This is a genomic window from Mycobacterium sp. 134, from assembly GCF_048282715.1.
GTDB lineage: Bacteria > Actinomycetota > Actinomycetes > Mycobacteriales > Mycobacteriaceae > Mycobacterium > Mycobacterium septicum.
On the sequence record NZ_JBLVUN010000008.1, the window covers coordinates 4,509,297 to 4,529,199 of the forward strand.

The window sequence follows — 19,903 nt, forward strand, 5'->3', positions numbered from 1 at the left end:
GGAGATCCTTGAAATACACCTTGGAATACCCCAGCGAGCTGCCCACCGCACCTGACGATTTCCTGCAGTCCGACGTCATCAGCGGAGTCGCCACCCAGGCCGAGGCTGCGGGCTTCTCGGCCGTCGCGCTCAGCGAGCATCCAGCTCCGTCGGTCAAGTGGCGGAACAACGGCGGCCACAACACCCTGGACCCGATCGCCGCGCTGAGTTTCATGGCGGCGGTCACGTCGCGGATTCGCCTGATGACCAACCTGTACGTGCTCCCGTTCCGAAATCCGTACCTGGCGGCCAAGGCGCTGGGAAGCCTCGACCTGGTATCAAGCGGCCGGCTCATCGCGGGCGTCGGAGCGGGCTACCTGCGATCGGAGTTCTCGGCGGTGGGCGTAGACATCGACCGCCGCGCCGAGCTGCTCGACGAGGCCCTGACGGCACTGCGTTCTATTTGGACCGAACCGGAAACACCTTTTACCGGTGTTGATTTCGAGGCCGTCGGCGTGGTCCATCTGCAACATCCGATCCAGCGGCCCCATCCGCCGATCTGGATCGGCGGGAACGGCGCCGCAGCCATTCGGCGAGTCGTCGAACACGGTGACGGATGGATGCCGATCATCGCCGCGGCGGGGATGGCGTCGACGATGCGCACCGCGGCCATCGAGAATGCCGAGCAGTTCGGGGCCGCCGCAGCGCGACTGCGCAATCGGCTCGCCGACGCCGGCCGGGACCCGTCGACGGTCGACATCCAGGTGGTGTGTCCGTTCGTCGATCTCGATGACGACGCGTCGGTGACGCATACCCGCGACGTGCTCTCCGAGCTCGCTGAGTACGGCGCGACCTGGGCCGTCGTTCATGTCGATGGCAGCAGCCCACAGGACGCGCTCGACTACATCAAGGCGTTCGGCGCGGAGATGATCGGTTAGCCCGCGCGATCTCGTCAAACTTTTTGACGCTCCCGGGTCCGCCCCTACACCCGCTTCGGGATCCCGGTCGCCTTGGAGAAGATGGCATCGGCCATCGGCGACGGCAGGATGCGGGTGTAGGCGTGTGCCCGCGAGCCTTTGCCGACGAGATAGCGCGCGCGTGGGCGCTTGTCGGTGAGCGCACGTTCGATCGCCACGGTGATCTCCTCCGGCGAGGAGATCACGCCGTCCATCAGGTCGATCGCCTTGTGCATTCCCTCGGAGTGCTTGGCGTACAACTTCTGATGCCCAGGACTCATCTTGGCGATGTTCTCCTCATGTTGCTCGTGAGAGCCCTTGCTCATATCGGTGTCGATCTGACCCGGCTCGATCAGGCTGACTGTGATCCCCCAGGGCCGCAGTTCATTTCGCAGCGAGTCGCCAATGGCTTCCAATGCGAATTTGGAGGCCCCGTAGGCGCCCAGCGAGGGGGTGGCCACCCGACCGCTGGTCGAGGAGATGAACACGATGCGTCCGTGTGCTTTGCGAATCAACGGGAGCACGGCCTGGGTGACCCCGACAGCACCGATCACGTTGACGTCCAACTGCCAGCGCAGGTCGTCGAGGGTCAAGGTCTCAATCGGCCCGCCGACCGCGACCCCGGCATTGCTCACCAACGCGTCGAGCCGTTCGGGTAGTTGCGAGGGCAGCTTCGCCAGATGCTCTTCGTTTGTGACGTCGACGATAACCGATGTGACATTTGTTTTTTCGGCCATCCGCTGGGCGTCGGCAGCGTTGCGCACGCCGGCGTAGACCTGCCAGCCCGAAGCCGCGAGCCTGACTGCGGCGACATGGCCCAGCCCGCGCCCTGCTCCGGTCACCAACACGGTGGGACTGCCCTGCACGACGGTTGAACGATTACGTGACATGCCGAGAATCGTGGCCTATCCGTTAACACCATGTCAATGGTAATGTGCGCTTTCATGGCAGAAGGTGCACGGGCCCCGTCCCAACGCTGGCTGGATCTGGCCGAACAACAACGCATTTCAGTTGTCCGAGCCGCGGTGGATCTTGTCGCGGAGGGAAACATCCCACTCAAAGTGGGCGACCTGGCCGACCGTGCGGGCATCACCCGCCCGACTTTCTACAAGTACTTCCCCACACTGGGCACTGCCGTCCTGCACACCGCTCGGACCCTCATCGCCGAACTGGAGGCGTATCTCGAACCCCGGTTACCGAAGAAGGCCAATGCACGCGAACTCTTGTTGGCACGGTTCGACCTCAGCTTCGAGTACGCCAGGGCGCACCCCGAGATGACCCGTTTCTTCAGTTTCTACGACTTCTCCTTCCGCGAGCAAGGGTTGTCCGGCGAGGAAGACGCCGAGCGGGCCACGATCTCCCACGTTGCCGGCGATCCGTTCTTCGAGCTGTTCAAGGCCGGCCAGCAGGACGGGTCGATCGACCCTGCCCTGCAGCCCGATGTCACCTACCTGGCTCTCGTGACGTCGATGACCGGCACCGGTCAGCGCCTGCTCATCGAAAACACCTGGACCACAGGATCAGACCGGCGCGCCAAGGGAGTCCACACATCCCTGATCGCCATGTGGCGGCAGGCCCTCACCCCAAAGGACGCCTGATGAGCGACGCGACGACCCGCCCCCACCATCCTGAACTCGGCTTCTATGCGCTGGGCGGCCAGCCCACCACCGCTCGGACCGGCTTGACCGAGGTCCGTGAGGCCGAGCAGATGGGCCTGGGCACCGCGTTCATCTCAGAGCGCTTCAACCTCAAGGAGATCGGCGCACTGTGTGGCGCCACCGGCGCAGTCACCGACCGGATCCTCATCCACTGCGCCGCCACCAACCACAACACGCGCCACCCGATGATCACCGCGGGAATGGCCCGCACCGTCCAGAGCCTGACCGACGGTCGTTTTGTGCTCGGCCTGGCCCGCGGGGTGAAGCTCATGCAGGACGTCTTCGGCATCCCGCACATCACCACAGCTCAACTGGAGGATTTCGTCGGCATCATGCGTCGGCTTTTCCGTGGCGAGACGATCCTCGGTCATGACGGGCCGTGCGGCTCGTGGCCGGTCCTGCAACTCGACAGCTCGCTGGATGGCTACCTGCCGATGAGCCTGGTCGCCCTCGGTCCGAACTCGCTCAAGCTGGGCGGGCGCTGCTTCGACGAGGTCATCCTGCACACCTACTTCACCGACGAGGCCACCCAGCGCAGCGTGCAGACGGCGAAACAGGCAGCCGAACGGGCCGGACGCGATCCCGACCGGGTCAAGGTCTGGTCGTGTTTCGCCACCATCGGCGATCACATCCCGGAGTCGTTGCGGCTCAAGAAGTCTGTCGGGCGGCTGGCCACCTATCTCCAGGGCTACGGGGAACTCATGATCACGATCAACGACTGGGACCCCGCCGTGCTGCAACGGTTCCGCCAAGACGACGTGGTGCAGAGCATCCCTGGTTCGATCGACGGTCTGGCCACCACCGAGCAACTCGAACACATCGCGACACTGTTCCCCGACGAGTGGCTGGCGCCGTCGGCATCAGGAAGTCCCGAACAATGCGCCACAGCCATCCGCAACCAGCTCGCCATAGGCTGCGACGGCGTCATCATGCACGGCGCGACGCCGCAAGAGCTGGCCCCGATCGTGAAGGCATACCAGCTGTGAGCGCCGCAACCGGCGAGCTGGACATCCAGCGGCTCACGTCCTGGCTCAGAACCACCCTCGAGCCGTCATTGGTCGGTATCGAGGCCGACCGGATAGGTGGCGGAAACTCCAGCGGTGCTTGGCGACTCGATCTGCTCACCGCCGCGGGAAAACGGGCCGTCGTGCTGAAGGCCGCGAACGACGGCGGCCTGGTCTACGACTGCGATGCCGCCCGCGAGGGGCGGATCCTGGCAGCCGCCCGGCAGGCCGGCGCGCCCGTCCCCGAGGTCCTCGCCATCGACACCGCCGGCGAGACGCTAGGGGTGCCATGCTTCGTCATGGAGCTTGTCGACGGCCATGGCGTGCCCGAGGACACGCCGGCGAGCTTTCACGGGGACGGCTGGTTCCGCGATACCGACACCCAGACTCAACGCGCCACCTGGTGGTCGTTCCTCGATACGCTCGGCGGCCTGCACGCGATCGATGCGGGCTCCGTGCCGGCCAAGTACGGGGCCAACGGCGTGGTCGACGTGCTCGCCTACTGGCGACGATCACTCACCGACGCCGCGCCGGCGCACCTGGTACCGCGGCAACTGGCCATCATCGACTGGCTCGCCGACCACATTCCCGCTGAGGCCGACAACGATCCCGCGCTGTGCATGGGAGATGCCCGCCTGGGCAACGCCTTGCTGCGCGGAATCAGCGTCCACACTCTCGTCGACTTCGAAGTGGCCTACATCGGAAACCCGGCAGCCGACATCGGCTACTGCGTGATGCAGGAGGCCTTCACCCGCCTGCTCACCGACCGGCCGGCCACCGGCATACCGACCGCAGACGAGACATGGGCGTACTGGGAGGCCAAAACGGGTCGCACCGTGGGCAATCGGGACTATTGGACCGCATTCGGCGCGACGATCCTGTGCGTCACCGGTACGCGCGCAATGCTCAAGTGGGGCATGCCCGTCGAGACCATCGACAACGACAACATCGTCGTCGGCGAATGGGAACGGATCATCGAACAGGCTGCACAGCGATGATCAACCGCCGCCACCTGTCACTCACCACCGAGGCCACCGCCGGCTCGTCATGGCCCGAATGGCACCTGTCTGGCTGGCTGACCGTCCCCGACGACCTTCGTCGCGACGAGCTGCACATCTTGGTCCACGGCGCCGGTGCCGATCACCGGTATTGGGACTGGCCGATGGAACCGAAGCGGTACTCGTATGTCGCATGGGCCGCCGAACGTGGCATCGCAACCCTCAACCTCGACCGGATCGGCTGCGGCCACAGTTCCCGACCTCCGGGCCGGGAGGTCACGGTCAGTGCGCAGGGTGACGGCATCGCGCAGGTGATCGGTGCGATACGAAACGGCGCGATCACCGGGGTTCCGGAGTTTTCCCGGATCGTGCTGGTCGGCCACTCGATAGGTTCGGTGATCAGCGGGACGAGCGTCGCCGATCACGGCGGCCCGGACGCCCTGGTACTGACCGGATACCTGCCAGTCGACGGCACGGCCGAGATGGGTGACGAGCTGTTCGACTTTGCCTTCGTCCCCGCCGTCGAAGGCAAACCCGAACTGGCCGGCCTTGTCGACGGCGACTACCTCGTTCCCCGCGAAGGCCTCGGTGTCGACGAACTCCGGTTCTGGGGTCCCGCCACGGATCCCGCGGTCATGGCCTTTGACGGTGCCATCAAGGGTGCGGCGACCAAGGCCGAACTGCGCGACGCCGCGCTTGCCGGGCCCCTCATCCGCAGCGTGACCATACCGACCTTGGCGGTGGTCGGCGAACACGATGCCCTGCTCATCGACAATAACCTCGGCGAAACAACGACTTTCGACACGATCACGCGGGTGCACGATTCCGTGACAGACAACTTCGACTTCGAGGTGGTGCCGGCGCCGGGCACATGCAATGCCTGCAGCGCAACGCCCAGGACAGCTATGCGGCAATCGAGCGTTGGCTGGACGCGGGCTTGCCAACTCAGCTCCCCGTGGGTTAAAACAACAGTGGTTTTCTAGCGCGCCGGAACCAGGCGCGGGCGAGAGGATGGTCACTCGTGCGAATTCAGCTGCAGGTCGATGGCGCGCCAGACAGAGCAAGCAAGAGCGCGCGGCAGATCGCTGAGCTCGGCGCCGACGGCGCGTTCTCGTTCGAGGGACAACACGACGTCTTCTTCCCACTCCTGGTTGCCGCGGCCGAGACCGAGTTGGAGCTGATGACCAACGTGGCGATCGCGGGCCCGCGCAGCCCGCTGCATCTGGCGCACGCCGCCTACGATCTGCAGTGCTACAGCTCCGGCCGGTTTCGCCTCGGCCTGGGTTCACAGATCCGGGTGCACATCGAGAAGCGCTACGGCAGCGAGTGGGGCAAGCCCGCTGCCCGCATGGCCGAGTCCGTCGCCGCCGTGAAGGCCATCTTCGATGCCTGGGAAGGAAAGGCACCGTTGAAGTTTCGCGGCGAGTACTTCACTCACACCCTGATGCCCCCGAACTTCGACCCCGGAGCCAATCCGTTCGGGCCCCCGCCGGTGTTGATGGGGGCACTGGGGCCGTTGATGACCCGCAAGGCCGCCGAGGTGGCCGATGGGCTGCTGGTTATGCCGTTCAACAGTGCCCGTCACTTCTCCGAGCGGACCGTCCCGGCAATCGATGAGGGACTTCAGCGCTCCGGCCGCACTTTGTCCCACCTGCAGATCATCGCCCAAGCCATGGTGGCGGTCGGACGCTCGGAGGAACAAATCGCGCACGCGGTCTCTCGAGTCGCGAACCTGATCGCCTTCTACGCGTCGACACCCAATTACCGCCCGGTCCTGGAAGCCGAGGGGCTGGAGCACCTCCAACCTCGCCTCAACGAATTGTCGAAGGCCGGGGACTATCCGGGCATGGCCACACTCATCGACGAGGACACCGTACGGACCTACGGCGTGGTCGGCACCCCCGAGGAATGCGCCATGCAGATCCATCAACGCTATGGCGCCTATGCGTCCGACGTCTGCTGCTACTTCCCCGGCTATACGCCGGATCCGGACAACGTGGCCGATCTGGTCAGCGCCGTTCAACGACTGGGCTGATCGGGCCCGGAGGTGCCCAGGCCGTTGATCGCCGCCGACGCGATCTACGAGCGCGCACTGACACTTCTCGACACCGAAGGGGTCGAGAGCCTGACCACGCGCCGACTGGCTGCCGAGTTGAAGATCTCGACCCGCACGCTGTACCAGCAGATCGGCAGTCGGGACGAACTGATCCGCGCGCTGGTGGCGCGCCACCTGTCACGGGTGCGCGTGGAGTTTCACCGCCAGGGCACGTGGGAGGCGACGGCCGAGCAGTGGTGTCACCGCCTGCGCGAGGCGCTACTCGCCCATCCGCACCTCACCGAGCTCATGACCAACGCCGATGCCGCGCCGATCATGGACTACCTCGGCGATCTGATCGATGTGTCTGTGCGCGAGGGCATTCCACCGCGCATCGCACTCGACTGTTCTCGCGCCTTGGTCAATCTGACCATCAACCACACCGTGATGGAAGTCCGCGCATCACGCGAACCCAAGCTGTCCCGGGAATCCTCTGACGCAGACCTGGAGTCCGAGACCAATTTCGGCACGTCCGTCGGCTGGATCCTGGCCGGCGTACTCGCCGAGACGAGAACCACGAACGCTCTTGTATCCGGCGCCACACGGGGTTACGGTTAAAAAACCGTTGTTACCTTAAATTCCTGCACCCTGCCACGGCGTGCGCCCGGTAGCCAAAGGACCCCGTCAGTTCAATCGGAGGCGAGAAGTGACATCCCACGACGTCGAGACATTCATGAACCATCCACTCACCTACTGCGGTGAGTCGGTGACCACGATGCACAGCATCCCCCGCGGCGACCTCGAGGAACTCCAGCGCGAAGCGATGACGCTCCGCTTCGCCCAGCACCGCGACACCATCGAGATGGTCCGCAAGCTCACCGACCGCCTCGGTGTCGCCTCAGTGGAGCAGTTCGACGACATCGTGCCGCTGATGTTCTCTCACACCGCCTACAAGTCCTACCCGGCCGCGCTGCTCGACAACAAGCGCTGGGACCTGCTGACCCGCTGGCTCGACAAGCTGACCTGCTATGACCTCTCTCAGGTGGACGTCAGCGGTGCCGAGAGCATCGACGAATGGCTCGACTGTCTGGAAAGCCAGACGCCCGTGCAACTCGTCACCTCGTCGGGCACCACCGGCACGTTCTCGATCATCCCCAAGGACGACGACACCACCGTCGAGGGGATGCAGATCTGGAAGATGATGGTGTTCCAGACTTTCGGCAACGAACCCACCGAGGACGAACTCCGGCCAGCCGTGGATGTGATCTGGCCGAACTACAGCGAGGGCCGGTTCGGCATGACCCGGATGGTCCCGTGGCTCAAGCGCGAGTTCACCGGTGGTGACGAAAGTCGTTTCCACGCACTGTATTCCGGGGCGATGGACACCGATTTGATGTTCCTGGCCAACAAGATGCGCGCCGCGGCGGCGAAGGGCGAGTTGGACCGGCTCGAGCTCGACCCCAAGCTGGCCGCCCGCAAGGACGAATTCATCGCCATGCAGACCCGTCAGGCCACCGAGGTCCCTGAATTCCTCACCCGCCTGACCAACCAATTGGCCGGCAAACGGGTCTTCATGCTCAACACCTATCCGCTGATGTACGCCCTGGCCTCTGCCGGACTGGCCGAGGGCGTGCGTGCCGACTTCGCCCCCGATTCAGCGATCCTCACCGGCGGCGGCGCCAAAGGCCAAGTGCTGCCCGAGAACTACATGGACGTGATCAGGCAGTTCTACGGCGTACCGCGGATCCAGGAGGGCTATTCGTTCTCCGAGCACAACGGCGTGCACTTCGCCTGCGAACAGGGTCGCTACCACATCCAGCCATGGGTGATCCCATTCGTCCTCGACCCGGTCACCAACGAGCCCTCCCCTCGCTCCGGAAGGCAGACCGGGCGTTTCGCGGTGTACGACGTATACAACCAAAGCCATTGGGGTGCGGTCATGACAGGCGACGAGGTCACACTGGACTTCTCTGAGCCGTGCCCGTGCGGACGCACCACCGTGGCGCTGGAGCACGACATCGTGCGCTTCTCGGAGAAGAAAGACGCCGAGGAGGACAAGATCTCCTGCGCCGCCACGCACGAGGTGCAGAACGAAGCCATCGACTTCCTCAAGGAGTTCCAGGGATGAGCGAGTTCACCGTTCCTCTGTTCATTCGTGGCGAGCTCATCACCGACGACCTGATCCCGTTCGCCGGCCGGCTCGACCACACCTTCGCCGCGCCGGATCCGGCCAAGTACGTCGAACGGCTGCCGTTGCGAAGCCCCGCCGAATTGGCCGACCTCTACGACGTCACGTTCGACGAGATCCTCGACGTTCTCACCGAACTGGGCACCGCTTTGGCCTTCGACACCAATGTCCACATCCAGGAGGCTTTCGAGGCGTGCCTGGTGTCGAACCCGATGTCCGAGTCGATCCTTCGCACGGGGTACGTCGCGCTGCCCGCGATGTTCAACCGCGAGCAGATGCGCGAACTTGCCGACATCCAGGTCGGCATCGACTACCTGGAGGGCTGGGTACCGCAGACTCTCATCGACGGCCGGGAGATCAAGGTCCGGGCATTCGGCGCGCGAACCCTGCACATCCCGGCCGGCAACGGCGGCCTGGTCGCCGGAATCACCGTGCTGAGAACCGCATTGACCCGCAGCGACGCGATCATCAAGGCGCCGTCCAACGATCCCTTGACGGCAGTGGCAATCGCCCGGACGTTGTACGACATCGCGCCCGACCACCCGATCACACGCCACCTGGCCGTCGGGTATTGGAAGGGTGGCGACGAGCCGGTCGAGGAACAGCTCTATCGTCCCGAGCACATCGAAAAGATCGTAGCCTGGGGTGGTTTGGCTTCGGTGAAACATGTGACCCGCTACATCCAGCCCGGTCTCGAGTTGATCGCGCTCGATCCCAAGCGCAGCGCCACCATCATCGGCCCGGAGGCCTTCGACAGCGAGGAAACCGTGCATGAGGTCGCCCAGCGCGCTGCCTGCGATATCGGCGCGGGCAACCAGGAGGGCTGCGTGAACGCGCGGGTCATCTACGTCTTGTCCGGAACCGACGAGACGGGGCTCGAAAGAGCCAACCGACTGGGCGAACTCGTCTACGAAGCCATGGTCAACCTGCCCGATTTCATCAGCACCACACCGAAAGTCGTCAACAAGACGCTCCTGGAGAACATCGAAGGGTCGCGGTTGACCGAGGACTGGTACCGGGTCTTCGGCGGCGAGAACGCCGAAGGGGCGATCGTGGTGTCCCAACTCGACGAACCGGTGCACTACTCGACGATGCTGTCCGGCCGGGTCGCCAACATCGTGCCGGTCGACTCGATCGACAAGGTCACCGACGCCGTCAACGCGTATACCCAGACGATCGGCATCTATCCGGAATCCCTGAAGACCCGACTGAGAGACCGACTGGCATTGTTCGGGGCGCAGCGATTCGTCTCGCTGGGTTACGCGGCCAGCGTGAACTTCGAAATTCCGCAGGACGCCATCGAGCCGGTACGCCGTATGTGCAAGTGGATCGTCGACGAGCACTGCGAACCCGATCGAGTCTTTCCGTTGTGGCGGGCCCCCGAACTGCTCGGTGGCAGTGCATGACGAGCTTCCCGATAAGAACGGACGTACTGGCCGAAGGACTGGGATTCACCGAGGGGCCGGCGTGTCTGCCCGACGGGCGGATCGCGGTGACCTCGATCAGTCACGGCTGCGTCTATCTGATCGAGCCCGGCGGTGCCGTCGAGAGCATCGTCACCGGCGGCGGCCCCAACGGTCTGGCTGTCGGGCCGGACGGTACCTTCTACGTCGCGCAAAACGGTGGCATCTTCGGCGGTAGCGGCGCGGCCGAGCCCGGCGTCCAGGTGATCCGCGACGGTGCGGTCGACCACCTGGCCACCGGGATGGGTGCGCCCAATGACCTGGCCTTCGGGCCCGACGGCCGATTGTGGGTCACCGACACCCGCGACGAAGTCGACTTCTTTCACCCCGACCCGAACCTGGCGGGCTGGATCTGGGCAGTCGATACCGATACGGGCGCCTCCGAATTGATCCTCGACGACGGCCCGCTGTTCCTCAACGGTCTCGGCTTCAGCCCCGACAACAGCCGCCTGATGGTCACCTCGACGAGCGAGGCAGCCCTGTATTCCTATGACATCGGCCGCTGGGAGGCACGAGAAACGCTGTGCCAGTTCGCCGGCGGATGGCCTGACGGCATGGCAGTCGGCGTTGATGGGAGCGCCTGGGTCGCACTGACCGGAGGGGATCGGCTCGATCGGGTCAGCGCCTCCGGAGAGACCATGGGACGAGCCGAACTGGGGTCGGGTGCGTTGCCGACAAATGTCTGCTTCGGAGCCACCGAGGACGAGCTGTACGTGACGGCCGCACATCGCGGGGCCCTGCTGCGAATCACCTCACCGCATGGCGCATCCGACAATGGGAACAGACGATGACTTTGCCGTACTTAGAGATTCGTGACGACGACGGAGTTCGTATCCTCACGATCGACCGTCCCGAATCGAAGAACGCGCTCAACGGACCGGTGCGGTCCGCGCTGCGTGACACCCTCGCCGCCGCGGACCGCGATGACGGTATCCGTGCCGTGGTTCTCACCGGCGCGGGCCCGGTGTTCTCGGCGGGCGTCGATTTCAAACAGCTCGAACGAGGTCCCGGGGAGAACGGTGGTCCGCTCGACATCACACCGGCAGTCGCTCTACGTGCCATGCGCACGCCGACGATCTGTGCGGTCAACGGCGCGTGCGTATCGGGTGCCCTGGAAATGGCGCTGAGCTGTTCGTTCATCATCGCGTCGGAGAAGGCCCGCTTCGCCGACACCCACGCACTGCTCGGTGTCGTCCCCACCTGGGGTCTCACGGCACTGCTCCCCCGCGCCGTCGGGATCCGAAAGGCGCGGCAGATGTCGATTACCGGGGAATTCGTCGACGCGCACGAGGCCCTGCGCCTCGGACTGGTGAATCAGGTAGTGCCCCAAGACGATCTGATGGACACCGTCATGGCGATCGCGCACCGCATTCCCGGCAATACCGCCGTCGGCGAGATGCTAGGCCTCTACGCGCGGGGAGAGGACCTGTCCCTGGCCGGTGCCCTGGCCGCCGAAACCGCCCTCAGCGTCGGCCGAACCTATGACCTTGAGGCGTTCGGCGCGGCCGGCAGGGCTACCGTCGCGCGCCAACGCACCCCCGAATCCGATCACTGAGAGGCACTGATGCGTTACCGACAGCTGGGTACATCCGATCTACAGGCCTCCGAGATCTCATTGGGGTCATGGCTGACCTTCTCCGGCGGGATCGAGTTCGACCAGACCAGGGCCTGCACCGCCGCCGCGTTGGACGCCGGGATCAACTTCTTCGACACCGCCAATGCCTACGGCCAGGGCAGCGCCGAGTCAGCGTGGGGTGAGATCCTCTCGGCACATCCGCGCGCCACGTATGTGTTGGCCACCAAGCTGTTCGCACCGATGTCGGAGGACCCGGCCGACTTCGGTCTGTCCGCCGCGCAGATCCACAAGCAACTCGATGCGTCACTGCAACGGCTGCGAACCGACTACATCGACCTGTATCAGGCCCACCGCTTCGACATCAATGTGCCGTTGGAGGAGACGGTTGAAGCGTTCCAGGACGTGGTCCGGTCCGGCAAGGCGCGCTACATCGGTTTCAGCGAATGGACCCCGAAGCAGATCCGGGCTGCCGTCGAGATCGGCGGAGAGGGATTGTTCGTATCCTCCCAGCCCCAGTATTCGATGCTGTGGCGCGGCCCCGAGGCCGAGGTGTTCGAGCTGTGCGCGTCACGCGGGGTCTCCCAGATCGTCTGGTCGCCGCTGGCCCAGGGGGTGTTGACGGGTAAATACAAACCAGGACAGGAGGTTCCGGCGGACAGCCGGTTCGCCAGCCCGACCATGGGCATTGCCCGGGGCCGGTACAACGACGACGTCCTCGATGCCGTTCAACAGTTGGTCCCGATCGCAGCAGATGCCGGGTTGAACCTGGCTACGATGGCGCTTGCGTGGGTGTTGCGGCGTCCGGAGGTGGCGTCGGCGATCACCGGAGCATCGCGCCCTGAGCAGGTGTATGCCAACGCCGCGGCATCTGGTGTGTCACTCGACGAGGGGATCCTCGCGCGTATCGACAGCGTTCTGGGCGCGGTGGCGGTGACCCAACCCAAACTCGCAGTGGGTGCCGTCGAGGGTGTTCTGCGCCGGTAACGCCGGCCTGATTACTTCTCGGCGGTCGCCCGCGTGCGTGAACGCTCGGCCTGTGCGTGAGCGTCGGCGCGCACTCCGACCAGGATCCATCGAATCGTCGTCAGGAAGTTCTTTTCGATACGACGGTGCTCAGCTGCCGAGCCTTCCGACAGTTTGGGCTCGTGCAGTGCGCGCACCTCCATCACTGTGTGGTTGATGGTGAGATTCACCAGGGCTCGTGAACAATCGACCGCGAGACTCTTCGGAATCCCCTCATTCAAAGTCGATTTCATCAACTCGTCTACATAGTCCATCACAGCGGCACGGTCATCGATCGTCATCAGTTCAGTGAGATACGGATGTGCTCGCAAGGCGTCATGCAGCCCTTTGCACCACTGCAGGACGGTGGTCTCCCAGTCCCTGTGCTCACGAAACTCCAGCCGGAGCGCCGAGAAGTGCCGGGAAACCAACGCGCGGATGAGTTCGTCGCGATTGCCGACCTGCTGGTAGAGCGTGCGCGTCGAGATCTTCAGCTCGGCCGCGAGCCGTCGTGTCGTCAGCGCATCGGCGCCCTCGGCGTCCAGGATCGCCAAAGAGCGCTCAAGTATCGCCTCGACGGGGATGAGCGGCTTGGCCATTCATGGATCGTACAAGCCCGATCACGTGGAGTTTGCCGCTTGTGCGACAGCTGGCGAACCGGCTATGGGGTCTTGAACTTCAGCAGGGTCCGGGTCAGGTGCAGACTCGTGATCTGCCATGTGCCGTCACGCTTTTCGTAGGTCTCGTGGTAATGGCCCGCCCCGTGCAGTTCGCCGCCATCGGGGAAGAACAACATGTCCTCCATGGCCCAGATGCCGGTCGCGGTGGTATCGGAGGTCAGCATGATCTCGGGGGTGTGGCAGTGGTGCACCGTGGCCGCGTTCTCGACACCACCCCACACCACCGGGAAGAACTCGTCGAAGCTGTTCAACGGTGGGGCCGTCTGCGGGTCGGCACCTCCGGTGGAGACGGCCATGTCGAGCTTCACCACCACGTCGTCGACGAACAGTGCCCGCCACGCGTCGATGTCCTTGGTATCCAGGAACCGGCAATAGCGGGCTTTGAGCTGCTTGATCGCCTCGATGTCGTCGGACAACGGATCACCTCCTGGTCGGCTGCGGCGAACTATACGGTAAGAGCTTCAGTTGAGCGTCGACCGATTCCAACTGTGCGCCCTTTCGATGCAGAAAGAGCTACTGTAATGTCTTCCGTACGTATTGCGAGAGCAGTGAAACGGGAGGGCAGCGGACATGAAAGTGCCGTTCACCTGGAAGGTCACCGGCTGGTTCATGATCGGCTGGTCGGCCGAGTACGAGGTCGGCGATGTGAAGGCGCTGAAGTACTTCGGTGAAGACCTCGCCGCCTACCGGGACGAGTCCGGCGAGCTGCATGTGCTGGAAGCCCATTGCAAGCATCTGGGCGCTCACATCGGTCACGGCGGCAAGGTCGTCGGCGATTGCGTGGAGTGCCCGTTCCACGGCTGGCGGTGGGGTCCCGAAGGCAACAACACCTACATCCCGTATCAGCCCGACAAGCCCAACCGTGGTCTGCGGCTGCGCTCCTACCCGGTCAAGGAGCAGTACGGCTGCATCTTCATGTGGTACCAGCCCGATGGCAAGGAGCCACAGTGGGAACTGCCCGACATCTTCCACAAGTTCCCGCAGTTCGAAACCGACCCAGACGCGTATTACCGCCCCTACCCGGAGTTCTCCAGCCGGGCTGACGCGATACCGGTGCACCCGCAGATCGTGGCCGAGAACGGTCCGGACAGTTCACATTTCCGCTACGTCCACGGCGCGACCGTGACCCCGGTGTGCCTGCACTGGGAGCATGTCGACGAGGAATGGCGGTTCCTGACGGGCTGGCCCGATGCTCGCAGTGACGATCCGGACAAGATGGCGCTGCGGATTCACAGTCACTTCTCCGGGCTCGGCTTCGCCATGAGCGCGTTCGAGGGCTCGTCCAACCACCGGTTGATCTTCGCCTGCACACCGGTCGATGACGAGGTGTCGGACATGTTCTATTCGATCTGGTGGCCCAAACTCCCGGGTGAGACCTCCGACATCCCGCCCGAGCAGGTACGCAAACAAGTCGAAAAACAGTTCCTCAAGACCGTGTGGGAGGACTGCGACATCTGGCGCTACCAGAAGTACGTCGAGCATCCGCCGCTGGCCAAGATCGACGCGAAACCGTATATGGCCATGCGCAAGTGGGCGACCCAGTTCTACGAAGTCCCTCCCGTCTACGACAACCGGGCCGCAGCACACGTATGAAGATCGACCTGACCGAACTGGTTGCCCCCGAGCACACCGCGATCATCACCCAGGAATGCCAAGGCGCCGTGGTCGGTCCCGACGCCGGGCTGGCCGCACTGGCCGACGAGGCCCGCCGGGAGGCACTACCCAACATCGCCCGGCTGCTGCCGGCAGCGCGGGCCGCCTCGGCCCGGGTGGTGCACTGCCTGGTGCAGCGACGCCCGGATGGGCTGGGTTCCAACCACAACGCCAAGATCTTCGCCATCGGCCTCAACGACGTGGGCATTCTGCCAGGCACCCCGGGCGCCACGTTGCTTCCCGAGTTCGGCCCGGAACCGGACGACCTCGTGCTGTCCCGTTGGCACGGCCTGGGCCCGATGGGCGGCACCGACCTGGACGCGATCCTGCGCAACCTCGGGGTCCGCACGATCGTGGCCGTGGGGGTCTCGGTGAACATCGCGATCATCAATCTGGTGATGGACGCGGTCAACGCCGGGTACCGGGTGGTGCTGCCCCGTGACGCGGTCGCCGGGATTCCGACGGCCTACGCCGACGCGGTCATCGACAACACGCTGTCCCTGCTGGCCACCGTCACCACAACCGAGGACCTGCTGCACGCCTGGCAGCACTGACCCACGACCCTCCCCCGCACCTAGGAGAAACCCGTGCAGTTCACCGTTCCGGCCGTCGCCGAGGCCGTCGCAACCGCCATCGGCGACCGCCCACTGATCGTCCAGGGTGACCGGCGTTATACCTACCGCCAGATCGTGGACCGCTCGAATCGTCTGGCGGCGTACCTGCATTCGCGTGGGCTGGGCGCACAGACCGAACGCGGTGAACTGGCCGGCCACGAGGTAGGCCAGGACCTGCTGGGCATCTACGCCTACAACGGTCCCGAATTCGTCGAATCCTTGCTCGGCGCCTTCCGGGCCCGCGTCGCGCCGTTCAATGTCAACTACCGCTACGTCAAGAATGAATTGCAGTATCTGCTGGCCGATTCCGGCGCGTCCGCGCTCGTGTACCACGCCGCGTTCGCACCGCGCGTGGCCGAGATACTCCCCGATCTGCCTGCGCTGCGGGTGCTGATCCAGATCGCCGACGGCTCCGGCAACGAACTGCTCGACGGCGCAGTGGATTACGAGTCGATCGTCGGCGCGTCGACGGAGGCCACCGTGCCTGTCGAGCCCAGTCCCGACGACCTCTACGTGCTCTACACCGGCGGCACCACCGGCATGCCCAAGGGCGTGTTGTGGCGGCAGCACGACATCTTCATGACCGCCTTCGGCGGACGCAACATGGTCACCGGCGAGAAAGCGCAGTCCGTCGAAGAGATCGTCGGGCGTGCGGTCGACAATCCGGGCACCAGGCTGCTGATCCTGCCGCCACTGATCCATGGCGCCGCCCAGTGGGGGGCGATGACGGCCGTGACCACGGGCCAGACCATCGTATTTCCCAGTGTGGTCGACCGTTTCGATGCCGAAGACGTGGTACGCACCATCGAACGCGAACAGGTGCTGGTGGCGACGGTGGTGGGTGACGCCATGGCGCGCCCACTCCTGGATGCCATCAAGACCGGCCTTCGCGACGGCACTGCGGATGTCTCCTCCCTGTCCGTAGTGGCCAACGGAGGGGCGCAGCTGACCCCTTACGTCAAGCAACAACTCATCGACGCCAAGGCGAACCTCATCGTCATCGACGGGGTGGGGTCATCCGAGACCGGCGCCCAGATGAGCCACATGTCGGCCCCCGGTGCCGTGTCGACCGGAACGTTCAACGCCGGACCCGATACCTGTGTGGTGGCCGAGGATTTCACCGCGGTCCTCTCCGCCGGTCACGAGGGACTGGGCTGGCTGGCTCAGCGCGGGTTCGTGCCGCTGGGCTACAAGGGTGACGCCGCCAAGACCGTTGCCACGTTCCCGGTCATCGACGGCGTCCGATATGCGACACCGGGTGACCGGGCGCGCCATCTGGACAGCGGGGCGATCGAGTTGCTCGGCCGCGACTCGGTGACCATCAACTCCGGCGGCGAGAAGATCTTCGCCGAGGAGGTCGAATCCGCGATCGCCTCACATCCGGCAGTGCGGGACGTCGTGGTGGCCGGCCGGCCCAGTGAACGCTGGGGGCAGGAAGTAGTGGCTATCGTTGCGTTGAGCGAGGACGCGCTCGCCGACAACACTATTGGGGCCGACGAGCTCATCCGGCACGCCGAATCCTCGATCGCCCGCTACAAGCTGCCCAAGGCCGTGGTGTTCCGCCCGGTCATCGAACGCAGCCCGGCAGGCAAGGCCGACTACCGCTGGGCCCGCGAGCAGGCGGTCAGCGAAACTTCTTGAGCCGAGCTGCGGTTCGGCTGCGGGCACGTCGCAGGCTGAGTTCGGCACTGACTCGCATGGAAGCGCTGAACGGCCGGGCGGCCTGGCCCGTGACGCTGAACGGCAGGTCCGTGCCGACCACCGTGCGGTAGTGGCTGAACGCATCGAATCCGGCTTTGCCGTGGTAGGCGCCGCTCCCACTGCGTCCGACGCCACCGAACGGGGCCTCGGACGGGATCATGTGCGCGGCAAAGTCATTGCGGGCTACTCCGCCACTGCGGGTATGGCTGACGAAGTGGCGGAAATCGGCATCGTCGGGCCCGAACCAGTAGGCCACCAACGGCGACGGGTTGGCGTTGATGTGGTCGACAGCCTCGGTGATCCTGGAGTAACCGCGCACCGCCAGCACCGGTCCGAATACCTCCTCGCCCGCGATCCGCATCCGGTCATCGACGTCACGCACGATGGTCGGGGCGATCTTGCGCGTCCGCGGATCGGGCAGCACCTCCCCCGCCGGAACGACGGAGTCGATCCGGGCCCCGTGGGCACGGGCATCGGCGATCAGGCCGACCACCCGGTCGAAGTTGGCCTGGTTCACCGAGGAGCAATAGTCGGCGTTGCCGATGATGGTGGGAAACAGACTGCTCAGGGTTCTCCGCGCGATCTCGACGAACCGGTCCACCTGCGCCTCCGGCACGAAGACATAGTCCGGGCACACGCACACCTGGCCACCATTAACCATGCGCGCCTGGGCTATTCGGCTGGCCGCCCGTTCGATGTCAGCACCCGGAGACACCACCACCGGGTTCTTACCGCCCAGTTCCAGTGTCACCGGAACCAGATTGTCCGAGGCCGCGCGCGCCACCAGCGCACCGATCGAGGGTGAACCGGTGAAGAACAGGTGGTCGAACGGGAGGCCGGCGAACTCCGCGGCGACATCGGGCCCGCCGGTCACGACCTGCAACTCGGTCGGATCGAAATACTTCGGCGCGGTCGCCGCCATCAGTTCGGCGGTGCGCGGGGTGACCTCCGACATCTTGATCATCACCCGGTTGCCCGCGGCGAAGGCCGCGGCCGCAGGCAGCACTGTCAACTGGATCGGGAAGTTCCACGGCCCGATGATCCCGATGACACCGAGTGGGCTCGGCACCACCTCGGCACGCAGCCCGGCGAACCGGGCGGCCCGCATCAACTTCGTCGCGCGCATCCACAGCGGCACATGCGCCCTGGTGTGCTCGATGACCGAGAGCATGCCCAGGATCTCGGCGAAGAACGCCGCCGAGCGCGACCGCGACCCGTAGTCGGCCGCGGTGGCGGCGACGAAATCCTCGGAGTTGTCCAACACCATCGCGAGCAGCCGGTCAATGCGGTTGCGGCGCAGCGCGACATCGGGCGGTCCATCGGCGATGAACGACCTGCGCTGGGCCGCCAGCAGCTCATCCAGACCGTCGCGCTGCGGCTGCACTGCCGCACGCTCCTCGATCGCGCTCATCGAATCCGTCTCCTCGCCAGGCACGCGTCGCCCACATTCCGGAGCTGCCTCCGGTAAGGCTAACGGTAGCACCCACCGAGCAGGCCGAAGTCGATTGTCCGAGTGGCCCGAATTGTTTACAGTCATCCTTACTGTCGTTACTTCAGTGGAAGGTCGTCGCATGTCGGAAAGCGCACGCAGAATCGTCGTCGTCGGAGCCGGATCCGGAATCGGGGCGGCCACCGCGGCGCACTTCTTCGACCGGGGCGACCATGTGCTCGCTGTCGACGTGCGCCCCAATGACACCCCGGCGTCGGAGCACGCCACGTGCGACCTGCGGGACGCGGCCGACATCGCGCGCCTGATGAGCGAGATCGGCGACGGCTGGGACATGCTGGCGCATGTCGCGGGGGTGCCGGGCACCGCGCCGGCCGCCGACGTCCTCAAGGTCAACTATCTCGGCATGCGACTGATGGCCGAAGGCATGCTGCCGCTGCTGCGCCACGGCGGCTCGATCGTCACGGTGGCGTCGACCGCAGCCCTGGGCTGGCAACAGCGCATCGACATCCTCGACGGGTTGCTCGAACTCACCGACGGGGATGCGGTGGCACGGTGGCAGACCGGGCAGGATCCGGACTTCCCGGTCTACACCACCTCCAAGCAGGCCGCGATCCTGTTCGTCAAGCGGATCTCGGGGCCGGCCTGGAGCAAGTACGGGGTGCGGGTCAACACGGTGAGCCCGGGCCCGGTCCAGACGCCCATCCTGTCCGATTTCGAGCAGACCATGGGCAAGGAGGTGCTCGATATGGTCCGCGCGACAGTGGGCCGGCACGCCACCGTCGAGGACATCGTTCCCCTGATCGCCTTCCTGGCCTCCCCCGAGGCGCGCTGGATCAACGGCCAGGACATCCAGGTCGACGGCGGCTTCATCGCCGCGATGAGCAACGGCGCCCCGATCGCGCTCTGATCGGCCCGAACCAGCCCAGATCGTATTACTGTAAGATTT

20 protein-coding genes are annotated in these 19,903 nt (G+C 65.1%); 16 read left to right on the forward strand and 4 right to left on the reverse strand.

What is annotated here, in order from left to right; genetic code table 11:
* Positions 1-8 precede the first annotated feature (8 nt).
* The gene (locus ACNQVK_RS26225) at positions 9-917 is read left to right on the forward strand and encodes an LLM class F420-dependent oxidoreductase (RefSeq protein WP_418031851.1); all 909 of its coding nucleotides are present in this window, start codon (positions 9-11) and stop codon (positions 915-917) included.
* A 44-nt stretch (positions 918-961) separates the two neighbouring features.
* Here the strand turns inward: ACNQVK_RS26225 and ACNQVK_RS26230 are convergent, their stop codons facing one another.
* Positions 962-1,825 (reverse strand): SDR family oxidoreductase, encoded by an 864-nt coding sequence (locus ACNQVK_RS26230; protein ID WP_418031852.1) that lies wholly within the window; start codon positions 1,823-1,825, stop codon positions 962-964.
* A 54-nt stretch (positions 1,826-1,879) separates the two neighbouring features.
* Between ACNQVK_RS26230 and ACNQVK_RS26235 the strand changes: the two genes are divergently transcribed.
* From ACNQVK_RS26235 to ACNQVK_RS26285, 11 genes are all read left to right on the forward strand, one after another.
* Complete coding sequence (locus ACNQVK_RS26235) at positions 1,880-2,533, forward strand: TetR/AcrR family transcriptional regulator (protein WP_418031853.1); 654 nt, start codon at positions 1,880-1,882, stop codon at positions 2,531-2,533.
* Positions 2,533-3,579 (forward strand): TIGR03857 family LLM class F420-dependent oxidoreductase, encoded by a 1,047-nt coding sequence (locus tag ACNQVK_RS26240; RefSeq protein ID WP_418031854.1) that lies wholly within the window; start codon positions 2,533-2,535, stop codon positions 3,577-3,579. Before ACNQVK_RS26235 ends, ACNQVK_RS26240 begins: the two co-directional genes overlap by 1 nt.
* Positions 3,576-4,595, forward strand: coding sequence for a phosphotransferase family protein (locus ACNQVK_RS26245; protein ID WP_418031855.1), 1,020 nt, complete (start codon positions 3,576-3,578; stop codon positions 4,593-4,595). The genes ACNQVK_RS26240 and ACNQVK_RS26245 overlap by 4 nt, the downstream gene beginning before the upstream one ends.
* A complete protein-coding gene (locus tag ACNQVK_RS26250; RefSeq protein ID WP_418031856.1) occupies positions 4,592-5,578 on the forward strand; it encodes an alpha/beta hydrolase in 987 nt (328 codons plus the stop codon). The genes ACNQVK_RS26245 and ACNQVK_RS26250 overlap by 4 nt, the downstream gene beginning before the upstream one ends.
* A gap of 38 nt (positions 5,579-5,616) precedes the next feature.
* Positions 5,617-6,630 (forward strand): TIGR03617 family F420-dependent LLM class oxidoreductase, encoded by a 1,014-nt coding sequence (locus ACNQVK_RS26255; protein ID WP_418031857.1) that lies wholly within the window; start codon positions 5,617-5,619, stop codon positions 6,628-6,630.
* Positions 6,631-6,642: 12 nt separating this feature from the next.
* Positions 6,643-7,248 carry a TetR/AcrR family transcriptional regulator gene (locus ACNQVK_RS26260; protein ID WP_418031858.1) on the forward strand — a complete coding sequence of 202 codons (606 nt, stop codon included), beginning with the start codon at positions 6,643-6,645 and terminating at the stop codon, positions 7,246-7,248.
* 88 nt (positions 7,249-7,336) lie between these two features.
* Positions 7,337-8,758 (forward strand): hypothetical protein, encoded by a 1,422-nt coding sequence (locus tag ACNQVK_RS26265; RefSeq protein ID WP_418031859.1) that lies wholly within the window; start codon positions 7,337-7,339, stop codon positions 8,756-8,758.
* Positions 8,755-10,224, forward strand: coding sequence for an acyl-CoA reductase (locus ACNQVK_RS26270; protein WP_418031860.1), 1,470 nt, complete (start codon positions 8,755-8,757; stop codon positions 10,222-10,224). Before ACNQVK_RS26265 ends, ACNQVK_RS26270 begins: the two co-directional genes overlap by 4 nt.
* Positions 10,221-11,072 carry an SMP-30/gluconolactonase/LRE family protein gene (locus ACNQVK_RS26275; RefSeq protein ID WP_418031861.1) on the forward strand — a complete coding sequence of 284 codons (852 nt, stop codon included), beginning with the start codon at positions 10,221-10,223 and terminating at the stop codon, positions 11,070-11,072. The genes ACNQVK_RS26270 and ACNQVK_RS26275 overlap by 4 nt, the downstream gene beginning before the upstream one ends.
* The gene (locus ACNQVK_RS26280) at positions 11,069-11,836 is read left to right on the forward strand and encodes an enoyl-CoA hydratase (RefSeq protein ID WP_418031862.1); all 768 of its coding nucleotides are present in this window, start codon (positions 11,069-11,071) and stop codon (positions 11,834-11,836) included. The genes ACNQVK_RS26275 and ACNQVK_RS26280 overlap by 4 nt, the downstream gene beginning before the upstream one ends.
* A gap of 9 nt (positions 11,837-11,845) precedes the next feature.
* Entirely contained in the window at positions 11,846-12,841 is a 996-nt protein-coding gene (locus tag ACNQVK_RS26285; RefSeq protein WP_418031863.1) for an aldo/keto reductase family protein, read from the forward strand.
* Between the two features lie 11 nt (positions 12,842-12,852).
* Here ACNQVK_RS26285 and ACNQVK_RS26290 read toward each other — a convergent pair whose 3' ends face one another.
* Together ACNQVK_RS26290 and ACNQVK_RS26295 are read right to left on the reverse strand one after the other, a co-directional pair.
* Positions 12,853-13,458, reverse strand: coding sequence for a TetR/AcrR family transcriptional regulator (locus ACNQVK_RS26290; RefSeq protein WP_418031864.1), 606 nt, complete (start codon positions 13,456-13,458; stop codon positions 12,853-12,855).
* 62 nt (positions 13,459-13,520) lie between these two features.
* Positions 13,521-13,955 carry a nuclear transport factor 2 family protein gene (locus ACNQVK_RS26295; protein ID WP_418031865.1) on the reverse strand — a complete coding sequence of 145 codons (435 nt, stop codon included), beginning with the start codon at positions 13,953-13,955 and terminating at the stop codon, positions 13,521-13,523.
* Between the two features lie 154 nt (positions 13,956-14,109).
* Between ACNQVK_RS26295 and ACNQVK_RS26300 the strand changes: the two genes are divergently transcribed.
* From ACNQVK_RS26300 to ACNQVK_RS26310, 3 genes are read left to right on the forward strand one after another with little or no spacing between them, the layout of a single operon-like run.
* Positions 14,110-15,132: a Rieske 2Fe-2S domain-containing protein gene (locus tag ACNQVK_RS26300; protein ID WP_418031866.1), complete on the forward strand. Its 1,023-nt coding sequence runs from the start codon at positions 14,110-14,112 to the stop codon at positions 15,130-15,132.
* The gene (locus ACNQVK_RS26305; protein ID WP_418031867.1) at positions 15,129-15,746 is read left to right on the forward strand and encodes a cysteine hydrolase; all 618 of its coding nucleotides are present in this window, start codon (positions 15,129-15,131) and stop codon (positions 15,744-15,746) included. The genes ACNQVK_RS26300 and ACNQVK_RS26305 overlap by 4 nt, the downstream gene beginning before the upstream one ends.
* Before the next feature lie 33 nt (positions 15,747-15,779).
* Positions 15,780-17,447, forward strand: coding sequence for an acyl-CoA synthetase (locus tag ACNQVK_RS26310; protein ID WP_418031868.1), 1,668 nt, complete (start codon positions 15,780-15,782; stop codon positions 17,445-17,447).
* On the opposite strand, the gene ACNQVK_RS26315 is transcribed toward ACNQVK_RS26310, so the two are convergent.
* A complete protein-coding gene (locus ACNQVK_RS26315; RefSeq protein WP_418031869.1) occupies positions 17,431-18,918 on the reverse strand; it encodes an aldehyde dehydrogenase family protein in 1,488 nt (495 codons plus the stop codon). The genes ACNQVK_RS26310 and ACNQVK_RS26315 overlap by 17 nt on opposite strands.
* Positions 18,919-19,078: 160 nt before the next feature.
* Here ACNQVK_RS26315 and ACNQVK_RS26320 point away from each other — a divergent pair, with 160 nt between their 5' ends.
* On the forward strand, positions 19,079-19,864 hold the full coding sequence (locus ACNQVK_RS26320) for an SDR family oxidoreductase (protein WP_418031870.1): 786 nt from the start codon (positions 19,079-19,081) through the stop codon (positions 19,862-19,864).
* Positions 19,865-19,903: the final 39 nt, after the last annotated feature.